Below are 16,568 nucleotides of genomic sequence, written 5' to 3'. Positions count from 1 at the left end.
TTCCGGAGGCACCGCGTGCCACGGGCGCAGGCCGTCAGCGGCGGGGCCGCTCCACCCGGCTGCGCTTGACGGTGCGGAACCGCCGCGCCACCTGCCGGGCCAGGTCGGCCGCGCCGACGAGACCGGCGTCGTTGCCGAGTTGGGCGAGCACGATGTCCGCCTCGGGGCGGAAGCCGCGCCCGGTGAGGTTGCGGCGGAACGCCTCCCGGGCCGGGCCGAGCAGCAGTTCGCCGGCGGCGGAGACCCCGCCGCCGATGACGAACCGTCCGGGATCCAGTGCGGCGGCCAGGTTGGCGATACCCAGGCCGAGCCAGTGACCGATCTCCTGCAGCAGCTCGATCGCGACGGCGTCGCCCTGCTGCGCGGCCTCGGTGACCAGCGGCCCGGTGATCGCGCTGACATCGCCGAAGACCCGGTCCAGCAGCGGCTGTGCCACCGGCGACTCGGCGGCGGCCAGCTCGCGGGCCTCCCGGACCAGGGCGTTGCCCGAGGAGTACTGCTCCCAGCAGCCGCGGTTGCCGCACGGGCAGCGGTGTCCGCCAGGCACGACCGTCATATGGCCGAACTCGCCCGCCATGCCGTGGCGTCCGCGCTCCAGCCAGCCGTCGCGGACGATGGCGCCGCCGATGCCCGTGCCGAGGTTCACCATGACCAGGTGGTCGGTGCCCGCACCCGCGCCGAAGCGCCACTCGGCCCAGGCGGCGGCGTTGGCGTCGTTCTCGACCACGACGGGCAGGCGCAGCCTGGAGCTCAACGCGTCCCGGAGCGGCTCGTTGCGCCAGGACAGGTGCGGGGCGAAGAGGACCCGCGAGCGGTCGGCGTCCACGAAGCCGGCCGCGCCGATGCCCACGGCGTGCACGTCATGACGGTCCGCCAGGTCCAGTACCAGTTCGGTGATGGTGTCCTCGACCACCTTCGGGCTCTTGCTCTTGTGCGGGGTCTCGGTGCGCAGCTGCTCCAGGATGTGGCCCTCGCCGTCGACCACCCCGGCGGCGATCTTCGTGCCGCCGATGTCGATGCCGACGGTCGGCAGGCGGAGCAGCCCCGGGCGCGGAGCGCCGTCCCGTCGCCGGGTCGCCCGCCGGCCGCTCGTCCGTGTGTACGCACCGCTCACGTCTGTTCCGATCCTTCACCAGGGTCTTCGGGTGGCTGCTGCCATCCTGCCTCGTTTTGGCAGTGAGAAGCGATCTCCGACGACGCGGCGGCCGCGTCAGGAGAGTTCGAGCGCCAGGTAGAAGTCGACCCGGTCCTCCAGCTTGGACAGGTCGCGCCCGGTCAGCTCCTCGATCCGGCCGATCCGGTACCGCAGCGTGTTCACGTGCACGTGCAGCGCGGCCGCGCAGCGGGTCCAGGAGCCGTCGTAGCGCAGGAACGCCTCCAGGGTGCGGACCAGGTCGGCCTGGTGTTCCAGGTCGTAGCCGACGACCCGGTCCAGCAGCCGGCTGCGGAAGGCCCGGCGCACCTCGTCCGGCACGGCGGCGAGCAGCAGCACGTGCGAGGCCAGTTCCTCCGGGCCGCTGACGCAGATCCGGCCGACCCGGGCGGCGGCGATCCGGCGTGCGTGCCGGGCCTCCTCCAGCGCGCCGCGCAGCCCGCCGGCCGAGCCTGCGGGGGCGCTCGCGCCCAGCGTGAGGCGGCCCTCGGCGCCGAGCCCGGCCTCCAGCGGGGCGAGGAGCGCCCGCAGCCGCTCCGCCATCGGCTCTCCGTCCTCCGCCTGCGGCACCAGCAGGATCGCGCCGGTCCCGCCGCCGCCGACCAGCGCCCGGTCGTCCGCGCCGGTCAGCGCCTCGACCAGGGCCGCGCGTACGGTTCCGTCGGGCAGGCCGACGCCCTCGGCGGACACCACGACCCATGCCTCCGGGGCGCTGTCGTCGCCCTGCGCCATCGCCAGCGAGGCTTCCAGGGCGCGGCTCAGCTCCTCCGGCGGGGCGTCCCGTTGCAGCAGCGTGATCACCTCGTCGGCGAGGCGGCTGCGCAGCTTGCGGCTCTCGTCGCGGCGCTCGCGTTCGGCTCCGGCGAGCCGGGCCAGGTTCTCAGCGAGCTGCTGCCGCTTCTGGGTCCACTCGGTGACGTCCCCCTCGACCGCGAGCAGCCACTGGGAGAGCAGGCTCGTGCCCTCGGCGGCGACCGGCAGCACCGAGAACGGCCGGCCGCCGACCCGGACCCGCACGGACGGGCCCGAGCGGCGGCGCTGGCCGTCCAGGTGGGCGCGGACGAGCTGTTCACGTTCGGCGGGGTTGAGCCGGCCGGGTGGTCCGGCGACGACCCGGCCGCTGGGGGTGAGCACCCAGCAGTCGAGGTCGAGGTCGCCGCCGAGGAGTTCCAGGACGGCGTCGAGACCGGCGCCGCCGCTCGCCGTCACCAGCACCCGGTGCCGCTCCACCAGCGCGGACAGATCGGCCGCCCGGTCGGCCGACACCTGGCGCACCACGTACTCGGTGAGCTGCGCGAACGCCACGTCCTCGGGGACCGCGAACAGCGGCATCCGGTGCCGCTCGCAGGCGGCGACCAGGTCCTCGGGGACCGGTCCGACCTCGGCCTCGCCCGCCGCCAGACCCACGGCCCCGGCTGCGGCCAGACCACGGACAAAGCGCTCGGAGTCCTCCGCCGTGGAGCGCCACAGCATGCCGGTGAGCACCAGCTCGCCGCCCTGCAGGTAGCGGCCGGGGTCGTGCAGGTCGGTCGTCATGACGCCGGAGACCACCCGGTCGAGCTCCTCACGCCCGGCGAGCAGCCGCAGACGGGGTGCGGCTGGCGCGAGCAGGGCTCCGATCCGCACGGTGGTACCTCCGTCTATGTGGCCGAGTGTGGCGCGGGTGTTGCCGCACGTTACCCGACCGGGCCTGCCGAGCGGCAACTCCCGGGAGGCCGGGCGGGGCACCGTCGAGCCCGGCCTCCCGGACAGCTCAGCCGGTGAGACCGCGTCGCGCCAGCAGCGGCTCGATCTCCGGCGCCCGGCCCCGGAAGGCGGCGAAGGCACCGAGTGGGTCCACGCTGCCGCCCCTGCTCAGCAGCTCGCGGCGGAAGATCTCACCGCTCTCGCGGATCGTCCGGTCGCTCTCCTTGAACCATTCCACAGTGTCGGCGTCCAGAACCTCGGACCAGATGTAGCCGTAGTAGCCGGCCGCGTAGCCGCCCGCGAAGATGTGGGCGAAGTAGCCGGTGCGGTAGCGCGGCGGAACCGCGTCCAGCGCCAGGCCGTACCGCCGCAGGGCCGCGGCCTCGAACGCCTCGGCGTCGCCGGGCTCGGCCCCGGCGGGCAGGGTGTGCCAGGCCCAGTCGAGCAGGGCGGCGGCGAGGTACTCGACGGTCCGGAAGCCCTGGCCGAAGGACTCCGCCTGCTTCATCCGGGTGACCAGCTCGGCCGGCATGGGCTCGCCGGTGACGTGGTGCCTGGCGTAGTTGGCCAGGACCAGGGGCCAGTCCGCCCACATCTCGTTGACCTGCGAGGGGTACTCGACGAAGTCGCGCGGCACCTCGGTGCCGGAGACCAGGGGGTAGCGGACGTCCGAGAACAGGCCGTGCAGGGCGTGGCCGAACTCGTGGAACAGGGTGCTGACCTCGTCCCAGGTCAGCAGCACCGGGTCGCCCGCCGGGGGCTTGGCGATGTTGAGGTTGTTGACGACCACGGGCAACTGGCCGAGCAGGTGCGACTGCTGCACCAGTTCGCTCATCCAGGCTCCGCCGCGCTTGGACTCGCGGGCGTGGAAGTCGCCCACGAACAGGCCCAGCGGGCTGCCGTCGGCGTCGGTGACCTCGAAGACGCGGGCGTCGGGGTGGTGGGCGACCAGGTCGGGGCGCTCGGCGAAGCTGATGCCGTAGACCTGCCCGGCGGCGAAGAACGCACCGTCCCTGAGTACTGACTCCAGCTCCAGGTACGGACGCATCACCGAGCCGTCGATGTCGAACCGGGCCTTGCGGACCTTCTCCGAGTAGTACTGCCAGTCCGCCGCCTCGATGCCGTCCACACCCGCCTGGGCGGCCAGCGCCTCCGCCTCCCGGAGCGCGTTGGCGACGGCGGGGCCGACCAGGCGTCCCAGCATCCCCTCGACGGCTTCCGTGGTGCCCGCCGTCTGGTCGGCGACCTCGTAGGCCGCGTGGCTGGGGAAGCCCAGCAGGGCGGCACGCTCGGCCCGGAGCACGGCCATCCGAACGGCGAGCCCGCCGTTGGACTCCCCTCCCCGGGCCAGCGAGGCAGCGAGCAGCCGGCGGCGAACCTTGGGATCATCCAGCGACGCCAGCTCGGACTGGTTCGAGAAGTTCTTCAGGCTGATGACGTACTTACCCTCATGACCGAGTGCCCGCCCGTTCTCCGCCGCAGCGGCGATCGCGTCCTCGGACAGGCCCGCGAGCTCCTCGGCGCTGTCGAGGATCAGCGCGGCCGCCCGGGTGTCGGCGAAGATGTTCTGCTCGAACGTCGTGGACGCCGTCGCGAGCTCCGCGTTCAGCTCGCGCAGCCGCGCCTGCTCGGCCTCGCCGAGCCGCGCCCCGGCCCGGACGAAGCGGGAGTGGTAGCGCTCCAGCAGCCGCAGCGACTCGGCGTCGAGGCGCAGTTCCTCACGCTGCCCGTGCAGGGCGTCGACGCGGGCGAACAGGGCGGCGTCCAGGTGGACGGCGTCCTCGTGCGCTGCCAGCCGGGGGCTGATCTCCGCCTCCAGCCGCTGCACGCCCGGCGTGGTGTCGGATGAGGACTGGTTGAAGAACACCAGCGACACCCGGCGCAGCACCGCGCCCGCGCGCTCCAGTGCCTCGATCGTGTTCTCGAACGTCGGCGCCTCCGCGCTGCCCGCGATGGCGGCCACCTCGTCGAGGTGCAGGCGCATTCCCGCCTCGAATGCGGGTAGATAGTGCTCCTCGCGGAGGTCTCCGAACGGCGGAAGTCCGTACGGCAAGGTGCTGGAGCTGAGGAAGGGGTTCAGCGTCGTCATCCGCCAGACACTACGCCCGGGGGTGGCGGCTCCGCGTCCCGGTTTTCGGGTCGCTTTCCGGGTGGTTCGCCGGTCGCGGGCAGTGCACCCGGACGCCGCGCCGAGCACCGGAGCCAGGTGAACGCCCGGCCTCCGGCAGGTGACAGCCAGCCGACCATTCGGCTTGGAGAAAAGTACAGCGCCGGGGAGGGGCACCTGGTCGCTGCTTCATGGCATCAGTGACTGCCTCTCCCTGCCCTCGCGAATGTGTACTGGCTCACACACCGCAGAGCCACGACCGAATCTGGTCGACGCGCCCGCCCCGCATCACCTTCCGCGTCGCCACCAGCCACTGCTGTAGCACTCGTCTGTAGCACTCGTCTCGGACGACCACCGCTCCACAGCACTACAAGAGATCTGACGAAGGAGACACCGCATGGAGTTCCTGCGGCCCGCCACCTGGGACGAGGCACTCGCGGCAAAAGCCGGGAACCCGTCCGCACTGCCGATCTCCGGCGGTACGGACGTGATGGTCGAGCTCAACTTCGATCGCCACCGGCCCACCGCGCTGCTCGACCTGAACCGGATCACCGAGCTGACCGACTGGGAGTCCGGCACCTACGAGGGCCAGGAGGGCGAGGTCATCCGCCTCGGCGCGGCCGTCCCCTACGCCCGGATCACCAGCGAGCTCTCCGGGCCGCTGCAGGGCCTCTCCATCGCGGGCAACACCGTCGGCTCCCCGCAGATCCGCAACCGGGGCAGCGTGGGCGGCAACCTCGGCGGGGCCTCCCCCGCCGGCGACGCCCACCCCGCCCTGCTGGCGGCCGGCAAGGACGTCTTCGTCGAGGCCGCCTCCGTGCGCGGCACCCGGCTGATCGCGATCGACGACTTCTACGTGGGCGTCAAGCGGAACTCCCTGGAGCCGGACGAGCTGATCCGCGCGATCCGCATCCCGGTCGCGGACGGACCCCAGCAGTTCTCGAAGATCGGCACCCGCAACGCGATGGTCATCGCGGTCTGCGCCTTCGGCTTCGCACTGCACCCCAAGAACGGCACCGTCGGCACCGGCATCGGCTCGGCCGCGCCCACCCCGCGCCGCGCCACCGAGGCCGAGCAGTTCCTCGCCGACGAACTGGCCGACCGCAACCTGTGGGCGACCGGCGGACTGATCGGCCCGGCCGCCATCCAGCGCTTCGGCGAGCTGGTCTCCGCTGCCGCATCCCCCATCGACGACGTGCGCGGCAGCGCGGCCTACCGCCGCCACGCGCTCGCGGTGATGGCCCGCCGCACGCTGACCTGGACCTGGACCGAGTACACGCAGTCGCTGAGGAGTGCAGCATGAGGGTGACCTTCAACGCCAACGGCCGCCCGGTCGAGGCAGACGACGTCTGGGAGGGCGAGAGCCTTCTCTACATGCTCCGCGAGCGGTTGGGCCTGCCGGGTTCCAAGAACGCCTGTGAGCAGGGCGAATGCGGCTCCTGCACGGTCTACCTCGACGGTGCGCCGGTCTGTAGCTGTCTGGTCGCGGCCGGCCAGGTGCAGGACCGGGAGGTCCGCACCGTGGAGGGCCTGGCGGACCCCGAGACCGGCCTCGACCCGGTGCAGCAGGCGTTCATCGACGCCGGAGCCGTCCAGTGCGGCTTCTGCACCCCCGGCCTGCTGGTCCAGACCCACGACCTGCTGGAGCGCGAACCGCAACCCAGCGACGGCGACATCCGCGAGGCCCTGTCGGGCAACCTCTGCCGCTGCACCGGCTACGAGAAGATCATGGACGCCGTCCGCCTCGCCTCCGCCCGCAAGTGCCAGCAGCAGGAGGTGTCCCAGTGAGCGCCAGGAGTCCCGAGAGCACCAGGAACAGCGCCACGCGGACCATCCGCGGCGAGAAGAACCTCCAGGACATCACCACGGCGCACCCGGACGGCATCGGCGGCTCGCCACTTCGCCCGGACGGCACCCTCAAGGTCAAGGGCGAGTTCGCGTACTCCTCCGACCTGTGGCACGAGGACATGCTGTGGGGCATGGCGCTGCGCTCGCCGCACGCCCACGCCCGGATCCTCTCGGTCGACATCTCCGAGGCCCTCACCCAGCCGGGCGTCTACGCCGTGCTGACCCACGAGGACATCCCCGGCAGCAAGTACTACGGCCTGGAGATCCAGGACCAGCCGGCCCTGGCCATCGACAAGATCCGCTACCACGGCGAGGCCATCGCCATCGTCGCCGCGGACCACCCGGAGACCGCGCGCCGCGCCCTCGCCAAGATCAAGGTCGAGTACGAGGTCCTGCCGCCGATCACCACCGAGGAGCAGTGCCTCGACCCGGAGACCTACGGCTACGTCCACGACCCGGCCGAGTACAAAGGCCACGCCTCCGGCAACATCGTGCACCAGCAGAAGGTGATCTCCGGTCTCGGGGTGAACGACGGCGTGCGCGCCCTCGCCGACGTGGTCGTCGTCGGCGAGTACGAGGTCGGGATGCAGGACCAGGCGTTCCTGGGCCCCGAGTCAGGCCTGGCCGTACCCGCCGAGGACGGCGGCATCGACCTCTACATCGCCACCCAGTGGCTGCACGTGGACCGCCAGCAGGTCGCGCCCGTCCTCGGCCTGCCCGAGAACAAGGTCCGGCTCACCCTGGCGGGCGTCGGCGGCGCGTTCGGCGGGCGCGAGGACCTGTCCATGCAGATCCACGCCTGCCTGCTGGCACAGCGCACCGGTAAGCCCGTCAAGATCGTGTACTCCCGCGAGGAGTCCTTCTTCGGGCACGTCCACCGCCACCCGGCGAAGATGCGCTACGAGCACGGCGCGACCCGCGACGGCAAGCTCGTCTACATGGACGCCCGGATCGTCCTGGACGGCGGCGCGTACGCCTCGGCCTCCCCGGCCGTCGTCGGCAACGCCTCCTCGCTGAGCGTGGGCCCGTACGAGATCCCCAACGTCAACGTCCTCGCCGTCGCGCTCTACAGCAACAACCCGTCCTGCGGCGCGATGCGCGGCTTCGGCGCGGTCCAGGCGTGCTTCGCCTACGAGACCCAGCTGGACCGGCTCGCCGCGAAGCTGGGCATGGACCCGGTGGAGCTGCGCCAGCTCAACGCGGTCTCGCAGGGCTCGTACCTGCCGACGGGTCAGATGATCGACGCCCCGGCGCCGGTGGCGGAGCTGCTGCAGAGGGTCAAGGACCTGCCGCTGCCGCCCGCCCTGGACACCGCCAACCTCGACATCCGCGAGCTGCCGGGCGCGCTGTCCAACACCTCCCACGGCGAGGGCATCGTCCGCGGTGTCGGCTACGCGGTGGGTCTGAAGAACGTCGGCTTCTCCGAGGGCTTCGACGACTACTCGACCGCCCGGGTCCGCCTGGAGGTGATCGGCGGCGAGCCGGTCGCGATGGTGCACACCGCCATGGCGGAGGTCGGCCAGGGCGGCGTCACCGTCCACGGCCAGATCGCCCGAACCGAGTTGGGCGTCGAGCGGGTCACCATCCAGCCGGCCAACACCGAGGTCGGCTCGGCCGGTTCCACCTCCGCCTCGCGCCAGACCTACATGACCGGCGGCGCGGTGAAGCTCGCGGCCGAGGCCGTGCGCAACGAGCTGTTCAACCTGGGGCGTTCGCGCTACGGCTGGACCTACAACGACCTCTCGCTGGTCGGCGGCAAGGTCGTCTCGGCCTCCGCCGGAGTCCTCATCTCCATGGTGGACCTGCTCGGCGACCAGGCGATCGACCTGACCCGCGAGCACCACCACCGCCCGACCGTCCCGTTCGACAAGGAGACCGGGCAGGGCTTCGGCCACGTCCAGTACACCTTCTGCGCGCACCGCGCCGTCGTGGACGTCGACGTGGAGCTGGGCCTGGTCAAGGTCGTCGAGCTGGCCGCCTGCCAGGACGTCGGCAAGGCGCTCAACCCGCTCTCGGTGATCGGTCAGATCCAGGGCGGCTCGACCCAGGGCCTCGGCCTCGCGGTGATGGAGGAGATCATCACCCGGGACGGCAAGGTCAGGAACCCCTCCTTCACGGACTACCTGATCCCCACCATCCTGGACACCCCGCCGCAGCCGGTCGAGATCCTCGAACTCGCCGACCCCAACGCCCCCTATGGACTGCGCGGCGTCGGCGAGGCCCCCACCCTCTCCTCGACCCCGGCCATCGTCTCGGCCATCCGTGCCGCGACCGGCCTGGCCCTGAACCGGGTCCCCGTCCGTCCGGAGCACATCACCCGTACCTGACCCCCGGTCAGACCCCCTACCTCCCCGGGGCGGCTCCCGTCTTCCCGGCCGCCCCGGGGAAGCACCAAGAGCACGAAACACGTCAATGGCGTGACCGCAATGAGTAGCACTGCAATGAGCAGCACCGCATGACAAGGCACACGACCGGATCAATCGCCGTACCAGCCCTCGCCGGGGCCGGTACATCCCAGGCACTCAAACAAGCGAGCCGCACCGTCCCCTGGACTCCCTACCTGACGGGCACCAGGCCGGCCGCGAGCCCCACCCCAACCCCCTGTGAACCTTGGGAGTGGAACCCGTGACCCAGATCCCCACGGAATCCAGAGTTACCGCTGACAGCGAGTTCGAGTCGCCCGCAGCATCACCCGCAGCATCGCCCGCACCGAAGAACGCCCTGGACGGGTACTTCCGGATCAGCGCCCGTGGCTCGTCCATCGGCAACGAGATCCGTGGTGGCCTCACCACATTCATGGCGATGGCCTACATCCTGCTGCTGAACCCGATCATCCTGTCGGGCGCGGACGTCACCGGCGTGCACCTGAACCCCACTCAGGTCACCACGGCCACCGCCCTCGCCGCCGCAGTCACCACCATCCTGCTCGGCGTCGTCGGCAACGCCCCGCTCGCCGCAGCCGCCGGCCTGAGCGTGTCCAACACCCTCGCCGCCGTCATGGCACCACATGTCACCTGGGCGCAAGCCATGGGACTCTGTGTCATCTACGGACTCATGATCGTGCTCATGGTCGTCTCCGGCCTGCGCCAGATGATCATGAACGGCATACCGCTGGCACTGAAGCACGCGATCACCATCGGCATCGGCCTCTTCATCGCGCTGATCGGCCTGGTGAACGCCGGCTTCGTGACCCGTATCCCGGACGCCGCCCACTCGGATGCTCCGGTGCAGCTCGGCTCGATCGGCAACCTCACCGGCTGGCCGGTCCTCATCTTCTGCGTCACCCTGCTGTCGATCTTCATCCTGCAGGTCCGCAAGGTCCGCGGCGCCATCCTCATCGGCATCGCCATCGGCACCCTGCTCTCGCTGGCCCTGCAGGCCGTCCTGAACCTGCCGGCCTCCACCTGGGGCCTCTCCGTGCCCAAGTGGCCGGGCAACCCGATCGCGGCCCCGAACTTCGGACTCTTCGGCCACGTCGACCTGCTCGGCGCGTTCGGCAGCCACGCGATGGGTGCGCTGAGCGCCGGCTTCGCGGTCTTCAGTCTGGTCCTGGCCGGCTTCTTCGACGCCATGGCGACCATCATCGGCCTCGGCACCGAGGCCGGGCTCGCCGACAAGCAGGGCCGCATGCCCGGCCTGTCCAAGGCCCTCTTCGTGGACGGCGCGGGCGGCGCGATCGGCGGCATCGCCGGCGCCTCCGGCCAGACCGTCTTCATCGAGTCCGCCACCGGCGTCGGCGACGGTGCCCGCACCGGTCTCTCCAGCGTGGTCACCGGTGCGGTCTTCGCCTTCATGCTGTTCTTCACGCCGCTCGCCGGCATGGTTCCCGGCCAGGTCGCGGCCGCCGCCCTGGTCGTGATCGGGTCGATGATGCTCTCCCAGGCGCGCCACATCGAGTGGGCCGACCGTGAGATCGCCATCCCGGCCTTCCTCACCATCGCGCTGATGCCGTTCACCTACTCCATCACCGCCGGTGTGGGCGCGGGCGTCATCTCCTACGTCGCGATCAAGGCCGGCAACGGCAAGTGGCGCGAACCCGGCGTCCTGATGTGGGGCCTGTCCATCGTGTTCGTGGTGTTCTTCGCGCTGCACCCGATCAAGGACTGGCTCGGCATCCACTAGGCGTCCTGGGGCACCACCCTCCAGGAACCACCTCTCGTCCCGCCCCCTCCACCCGATCGACCCCTCACCCGACCGCTTCCATCGACCACCTCCAACCGACCGAAGGAGCACCCCGTGCAGGACATCGCCGAGCAGATCAACGCCTGGCATTCCGCCGGAGCCTCCTTCGCCGTGGCCACTGTGGTGTCCGTGTCCGGGAGCGCTCCGCGCGACCCGGGCGCGGCGCTGGCCGTGGACGGCGACGGCCAGGCGGTGGGCAGCGTGTCGGGTGGGTGCGTGGAGGGGGCCGTCTACGAACTGTGCCAGCAGGCGCTGGAGTCGGGGCGGCCGGTGCTGCACCGCTTCGGCTTCTCGGACGACGACGCCTTCGCGGTCGGACTGACCTGCGGCGGCATCATCGACGTCTTTGTCCAGCCGGTGGTCCCCGGCACCTCGGCCGGCCTGGACGCGGCTCTCGCCCACGTCCACTCGGGCAGCCCGGTCGCTCTGGTCCGCGCCGTCAGCGCACCCGACGACCTGCTCGGCGCGGCGCTGGCCGTCACCGGCGACGCCCACCGCGGCAGTTTCGGCCTCCCCCACACGGCGCTGGAGAACTCCGCCGTCCTGCAGGCCCGCGCCATGCTCGAGGCCGGCCGCACCGGGCAGTTCACCCTCGCCCTGGACGGCCGCCCCTGCGACCCGGCCGCCGACGACGTCGCCACCTTCTTCGTCGAGGCGCACGTCCCGCCGCCACGCATGATCGTGTTCGGGGCCATCGACTTCGCCGCCGCCGTCGCCCGCATCGGCGGCTTCCTCGGCTATCACGTGACCGTCTGCGACGCCCGGCCCGTCTTCGCCACCGAGCGCCGCTTCCCCACCGCCGACCAGGTCGTGGTCGACTGGCCGCACCGCTACCTGGACGCGGAGGCCGCTGCTGGGCGCATCGACTCCCGCACCGCGCTGTGCGTGCTCACCCATGACGCCAAGTTCGACATCCCGCTGCTGGAACGCGCGCTGCGGATGCCGCTGGGCTTCGTCGGCGCGATGGGCTCACGCCGCACCCACGACGAACGCCTCGACCGGCTGCGGGAGGCGGGCCTGACCGAGCTGGAGCTGGCCCGTCTGCGCTCCCCCATCGGCCTGGACCTGGGCGCACGCACCCCCGAGGAGACCGCGGTCGCGGTGGCCGCCGAGATCGTCGCCCATCGCCGCGGCGGCACCTGCCTGCCGCTGTCCGCCCACAGCGGCCCCATCCACCACGACCACCCGCTCCGCGAGACCGACCTCCCCCGCCGCATCGCCTGACCTCCTCAGCACGGGGTTTGGGCCAAACCGGCGGGCCGGCGACCGGACAGGCACTAGGGTCGTCCGGCGTGACTGAGCCTTCCTTCCTGACCACCACTCGCTCGTCCTACGACACCGTCGCGGACGACTACGCCGAGCTGGTGAAGACACTCTTCGCGGAAGAGCCGCTGGGACGCACGATGCTGGCTGCGTTCGCCGAGCTCGTACAGGCCAACGGCGGTGGGCCGGTTGCCGATCTCGGATGCGGTCCGGGACACGTCACCGCGCACCTCGACTCGCTCGGTGTGTCCGCGCTCGGCGTGGACCTGTCGCCGAACATGGTGGCGATCGCCCGACGGACGTACCCGAACCTGCGGTTCGACGTGGGTTCGATGACCGCCCTGGACATCGGTGACGGCGAACTCGGCGGCATCGTCGCCTGGTGGTCGATCATCCACACGCCGCCGGAGGTGCTGCCGGTGGTATTCGCGGAGTTCCATCGGACCCTGGCCCCGGGTGGCCACGTGCTGATGGGCTTCCATGTCGGCGACGAGCAGCTGCGCCCTGAGCGCGCGTACGGCCACCCGGTGTCCTACGACACCTACTTGTGGCGGCCCGACCACATCGTCGAGTTGCTGGGCCAGGCCGGGATCAGCGTCACCGCGCGGCTGATCTCGGAGGGGAAGAAGCGGCCGCAGGCACGCCTGCTGGCCCGAAAGCCCGGGACCGGCCGCGTCACCTGAGACGGCGGCTCTGCGTCCTTACGTCCTGGGGAGCGATAGCGCCCGGGTGGACAACGGAGCCGGGTGCACGGGAGTGAGGGCCAGCAGCGGGTCCCGCTCGAACCTCTGCGGGCGTGCGGGCGGGCAGGCGGGCGCTAGAGGGCCAGGGCGAGCAGTACTGGGGCGGCGCGGGAGGAGAGGGTCTCGGCGGCCTCGCGCAGGCGGAAGGCCTGGTCGAGGGGGAGGGAGAAGGCCAGGCAGCCGACGGTGTCGCCGGCGGTGACGGGGACCGCGGCGCAGACCGTGCCGAGGGCGTACTCCTGCAGGTCGAGGACGGGTACGGTCGCGGGCTGGCGGTCGAGGCGGTGCAGCAGTGCGTCCGTGTCGACCTCGGTGCGCGAGGTGAAGCGGGCGACCGGGTGGCGGCTCAGGTGCTCGCGACGGGCGTCGTCGTCGAGCTGACCGAGCAGGCACTTGCCGATGGCGCTGGCGTGGCCGGTGGCGCGGAAGTCCACCCATTCGTGGACGCTCGGAGTGGACGGGCCGTCGACCACCGCGTCCACGTACACCTCGCCGTCCTGGTAGCGGCTGAAGTACACCGCAGCGCCGAGTTCGTCGCGCAGCGAGGACAGCTTGGCGAGCAACCGCGCCTGCACCATCTGCTCGCGGTTTGCCTGCCCGAGCATGGCGAATGCCCCGCCGAGCACGTATCCGCCGTCGTCGAGCCGCTGCACGTAGCCCTCGCGCTCCAGCGCGCGCAGCAGCCTGCGTGCGGGGTCCACGCGGAGCTGGACGTCGCGGGCGAGCTCGGCCGCGGTCGCGCCATGGGCCCTGCGGTCCACGGCCTCCAGGAGCCGTAGGGCGCGCTGGAGGGTGCTGCGCGGGGACGCGTGGGGCTGCGCCCGATCCAGCTGGTGACTGCTGTTCTGTGCCGCCATACCCATCAGACTATCCGTCAACTGGGCCGATGGGCATGGCGCTGACAGGGGTGGACCGCTCAGGCGCGGTCGATCGGGCGGATGACGGAGAAGACTGCCCCCCACGGGTCGAGGAGCGCGGCCATACGTCCGACGGGGGTGTCCACAGCGGGCATGATGACGCCCGCGCCCGACTCGATGGCGACGTCGACGGTCTTGTCGGTGTCCTCGACGGCGAAGTAGGTCATCCAGTGCGAGGGCGTCTCCCGCAGGAAGGGCGGTTCGGTCATCTGCTGCAGCCCGCCCACGGGACGGCCGTTGACCTGGATGCCCAGGTAGCCGCCGCCCATCCCGTCGATCTCCGCGACCTCCACGCCGAAGGCGGCTCGGTAGAAGGCGGCAGCCGCGTCGGCGTCACGGGAGTTGCACTCGTTCCAGACCATCGACCCGGGCTCGTTGACGAGCTCCGCGCCGTAGAAGTCCTGGTGGCTCCAGATGCCGAAGACCGCACCGGCCGGGTCGCCGGCGACGGCCATGCGTCCGAAGGTGCGGACGTCCGTCGGCGGCATCATGACCTTGCCGCCCGCCGCGGTGATCCGGGCCTGCGTGGAGTCCGCGTCGTCACTGGCGAGGTAGGTGGTCCAGACGGTGGGCGTGGACGGGTCCATCGACGGGCCGATGCCCGCGACGGCGTACCCGTTCTTGCGGCACATGGCGTAACCGCCGGTCTCGCCCGGTCCCGGCTCCCCCTCCCAGCCGAACAGGTCGCGGTAGAACTCGAGCGCGGCCTGCTGGTCGGGGACCATCAGGTCGACCCAGCAGGGCGTGCCGGGCGCGTAGGGGGCGTTGACTTCGGGCATCGATGCCTCCGGATCGGAGCGTACGGACGATCCCCCCGGCGACCACTCTTCACCGAACGGAGTCGCCCCGCTACCGGGACACGCCGACGACGGGACACGCCGCCATCCCTGCACGCGCGGGCGGCGGACACGAGCGGGCCCCTGGTGCGACGCTGCACCGGGGGCCCGCTGGTCCTGATGTCGGCCGGCTGCTGCCGACTGCCGCCTCCCGCTAGGAGGTCACGCCTCTTCGGCGTTGCGGAAGGCCTCGACCGCGGCCTGGAGGCGCTTGCCGTAGTCCGCGTCGGCGGCGTGGAAGAACGGCAGCACGCGCTCGACCACGTCGTCCCGGCTGACCGAGCCGATGGAGCCGGCCACGTTGGCGATCAGACGCTCCTGCTCGCCCGCCGACATCAGCCGGAACAGCTCGCCGGCCTGGAAGAAGTCGTCGTCCTTCGCGTGCGAGGGCGCGACGTGGGCGCCGGTCCAGCCCTGAACGGCGGTCGGCGCGGCCAGGGCCTCGTCGGTCTGGCGCGGCCCGTCGTACGAGTTGGGCTCGTAGTTCTTGGCGCGCCCGGCCGAGTTGGCGGCGCCGACGCCGTCGCGGCCGTAGTTCTGAACCGTGGTCGCCTTGGGGGCGTTGACCGCGAGCTGGGTGTGGTTGACGCCCAGGCGGTAGCGGTGCGCGTCCGCGTAGGCGAACAGCCGGCCCTGGAGCATCTTGTCGGGGGACGGCCCGATGCCGGGGACGAAGTTGTTCGGTGAGAACGCGGCCTGCTCGACCTCGGCGAAGACGTTGTCGGGGTTGCGGTTCAGGACCAGTCGGCCGAGCTTCTGCAGCGGGTAGTCGCTGTGCGGCCACACCTTGGTCAGGTCGAACGGGTTGAAGCGGTAGTCGGCGGCGTCGGCGACCGGCATCAGCTGCACGTGGACCGTCCAGGACGGGAAGATGCCCCGCTCGATGGCCTGGTGCAGGTCGCGCTGGTGGCTGTCGGCGTCCTGGCCGACGAGCTCGCCCGCCTGGGCGGCGTCGAGGCTGCGGATGCCCTGGTTGGTCTTGAAGTGGTACTTCACCCAGTACGCGGCGCCGTCGGCGGCGACCCACTGGTAGGTGTGCGAGCCGTAGCCGTTCATGTGCCGGTAGGACGCCGGGATGCCGCGGTCGCCGAACAGCCAGGTGATCTGGTGCAGCGACTCCGGCGAGTAGGACCAGTAGTCCCAGACGTTGTCCGCCTCCTGAACGCCCGTGAACGGGTCGCGCTTCTGGGAGTGGATGAAGTCGGGGAACTTGATCGGGTCCTTGATGAAGAACACCGGGGTGTTGTTGCCGACGAGGTCGTAGTTGCCCTCCTCGGTGTAGAACTTCAGCGCGAAACCGCGCGGGTCACGGACCGCGTCGCCGGCGCCGAGGTTGCCCGCGACGGTGGAGAAGCGAAGGAACACCTCGGTGCGCTTGCCCACCTCGCCGAGGAAGTCGGCGCGGGTGAACGCGGTGACGTCGTCGGTCACCTCGAAGTAGCCGTACGCGCCGGAGCCGCGGGCGTGGACGACGCGCTCCGGGATGCGCTCGCGGTTGAAGCGGGCGAGCTTCTCGATCAGCTGCTGGTCCTGGATCAGGACCGGGCCGCCGACACCCGCCTGCGCGGAGTTCTGGTTGTCGGCGACGGGTGCGCCGGACTCAGTGGTAAGGAGCTGAGACATGGAGGTACCTCGGTAGTGGCTCGGGTGGTGGTGACGTGTAGGTGGAAGTGGAGCGGCGGCTGCTGGACGGGCCGTCGTCGTCAGACGCCCAGCAGCCGCCAGATCGCGGCCCGGCGGCGCGAGGTCTCGGTTCCGTCCGGGATGTCGGCGGGCTGGAGCGCGGCCACGGCCGAATGCACTGACGCAGCGTCAGCGAGCGGACGGACGGCG

Annotated in this window: 12 protein-coding genes; 6 read left to right on the top strand and 6 right to left on the bottom strand. The window is 71.5% G+C overall.

Annotated features, from left to right (window positions below):
- Positions 1 to 34: 34 nt before the first annotated feature.
- From ABIA33_RS22735 to ABIA33_RS22725, 3 genes are all read right to left on the bottom strand, one after another.
- A complete protein-coding gene (locus ABIA33_RS22735) occupies positions 35 to 1,114 on the bottom strand; it encodes an ROK family glucokinase (protein ID WP_370084210.1) in 1,080 nt (359 codons plus the stop codon).
- A gap of 96 nt (positions 1,115 to 1,210) precedes the next feature.
- The gene (locus ABIA33_RS22730; RefSeq protein ID WP_370084209.1) at positions 1,211 to 2,779 is read right to left on the bottom strand and encodes a PucR family transcriptional regulator; all 1,569 of its coding nucleotides are present in this window, start codon (positions 2,777 to 2,779) and stop codon (positions 1,211 to 1,213) included.
- 127 nt (positions 2,780 to 2,906) lie between these two features.
- Positions 2,907 to 4,928, bottom strand: coding sequence for a M3 family metallopeptidase (locus ABIA33_RS22725; RefSeq protein WP_370084208.1), 2,022 nt, complete (start codon positions 4,926 to 4,928; stop codon positions 2,907 to 2,909).
- 415 nt (positions 4,929 to 5,343) lie between these two features.
- Here ABIA33_RS22725 and ABIA33_RS22720 point away from each other — a divergent pair, with 415 nt between their 5' ends.
- From ABIA33_RS22720 to ABIA33_RS22695, 6 genes are all read left to right on the top strand, one after another.
- Entirely contained in the window at positions 5,344 to 6,249 is a 906-nt protein-coding gene (locus ABIA33_RS22720) for a xanthine dehydrogenase family protein subunit M (RefSeq protein ID WP_370084207.1), read from the top strand.
- On the top strand, positions 6,246 to 6,734 hold the full coding sequence (locus ABIA33_RS22715; RefSeq protein WP_370084206.1) for a (2Fe-2S)-binding protein: 489 nt from the start codon (positions 6,246 to 6,248) through the stop codon (positions 6,732 to 6,734). Before ABIA33_RS22720 ends, ABIA33_RS22715 begins: the two co-directional genes overlap by 4 nt.
- Before the next feature lie 44 nt (positions 6,735 to 6,778).
- Entirely contained in the window at positions 6,779 to 9,121 is a 2,343-nt protein-coding gene (gene pucD, locus ABIA33_RS22710) for a xanthine dehydrogenase subunit D (RefSeq protein ID WP_370084267.1), read from the top strand.
- Between the two features lie 298 nt (positions 9,122 to 9,419).
- A complete protein-coding gene (locus tag ABIA33_RS22705) occupies positions 9,420 to 10,916 on the top strand; it encodes an NCS2 family permease (protein WP_370084205.1) in 1,497 nt (498 codons plus the stop codon).
- A gap of 114 nt (positions 10,917 to 11,030) precedes the next feature.
- The gene (locus ABIA33_RS22700; protein ID WP_370084204.1) at positions 11,031 to 12,200 is read left to right on the top strand and encodes an XdhC family protein; all 1,170 of its coding nucleotides are present in this window, start codon (positions 11,031 to 11,033) and stop codon (positions 12,198 to 12,200) included.
- 68 nt (positions 12,201 to 12,268) lie between these two features.
- Positions 12,269 to 12,922, top strand: a complete 654-nt coding sequence (locus tag ABIA33_RS22695) for a class I SAM-dependent methyltransferase (protein ID WP_370084203.1) — start codon at positions 12,269 to 12,271, stop codon at positions 12,920 to 12,922.
- A gap of 134 nt (positions 12,923 to 13,056) precedes the next feature.
- Here ABIA33_RS22695 and ABIA33_RS22690 read toward each other — a convergent pair whose 3' ends face one another.
- The 3 genes from ABIA33_RS22690 to ABIA33_RS22680 form a co-directional block, all read right to left on the bottom strand.
- Positions 13,057 to 13,839 (bottom strand): IclR family transcriptional regulator, encoded by a 783-nt coding sequence (locus ABIA33_RS22690; RefSeq protein WP_370084202.1) that lies wholly within the window; start codon positions 13,837 to 13,839, stop codon positions 13,057 to 13,059.
- Between the two features lie 59 nt (positions 13,840 to 13,898).
- Positions 13,899 to 14,678 carry a VOC family protein gene (locus ABIA33_RS22685; RefSeq protein WP_370084201.1) on the bottom strand — a complete coding sequence of 260 codons (780 nt, stop codon included), beginning with the start codon at positions 14,676 to 14,678 and terminating at the stop codon, positions 13,899 to 13,901.
- A 219-nt stretch (positions 14,679 to 14,897) separates the two neighbouring features.
- Complete coding sequence (locus ABIA33_RS22680) at positions 14,898 to 16,358, bottom strand: catalase (RefSeq protein WP_370084200.1); 1,461 nt, start codon at positions 16,356 to 16,358, stop codon at positions 14,898 to 14,900.
- Positions 16,359 to 16,568 lie beyond the last annotated feature (210 nt).

Origin of the sequence: Streptacidiphilus sp. MAP12-16 (assembly GCF_041262165.1) — a bacterium.
Taxonomy (GTDB): domain Bacteria; phylum Actinomycetota; class Actinomycetes; order Streptomycetales; family Streptomycetaceae; genus Streptacidiphilus.
This window is presented reverse-complemented; position numbering and strand designations above follow the sequence as displayed.

What these genes read in the sequence shown, in the direction of transcription:
- ABIA33_RS22680 (WP_370084200.1), bottom strand. Translation starts at nt 16,358, where the DNA reads ATGTCTCAGCTCCTTACCACTGAGTCCGGCGCACCCGTCGCCGACAAC.
- ABIA33_RS22725 (WP_370084208.1), bottom strand. Translation starts at nt 4,928, where the DNA reads ATGACGACGCTGAACCCCTTCCTCAGCTCCAGCACCTTGCCGTACGGA.
- ABIA33_RS22720 (WP_370084207.1), top strand. Translation starts at nt 5,344, where the DNA reads ATGGAGTTCCTGCGGCCCGCCACCTGGGACGAGGCACTCGCGGCAAAA.
- ABIA33_RS22685 (WP_370084201.1), bottom strand. Translation starts at nt 14,678, where the DNA reads ATGCCCGAAGTCAACGCCCCCTACGCGCCCGGCACGCCCTGCTGGGTC.
- ABIA33_RS22715 (WP_370084206.1), top strand. Translation starts at nt 6,246, where the DNA reads ATGAGGGTGACCTTCAACGCCAACGGCCGCCCGGTCGAGGCAGACGAC.
- ABIA33_RS22690 (WP_370084202.1), bottom strand. Translation starts at nt 13,839, where the DNA reads ATGGCGGCACAGAACAGCAGTCACCAGCTGGATCGGGCGCAGCCCCAC.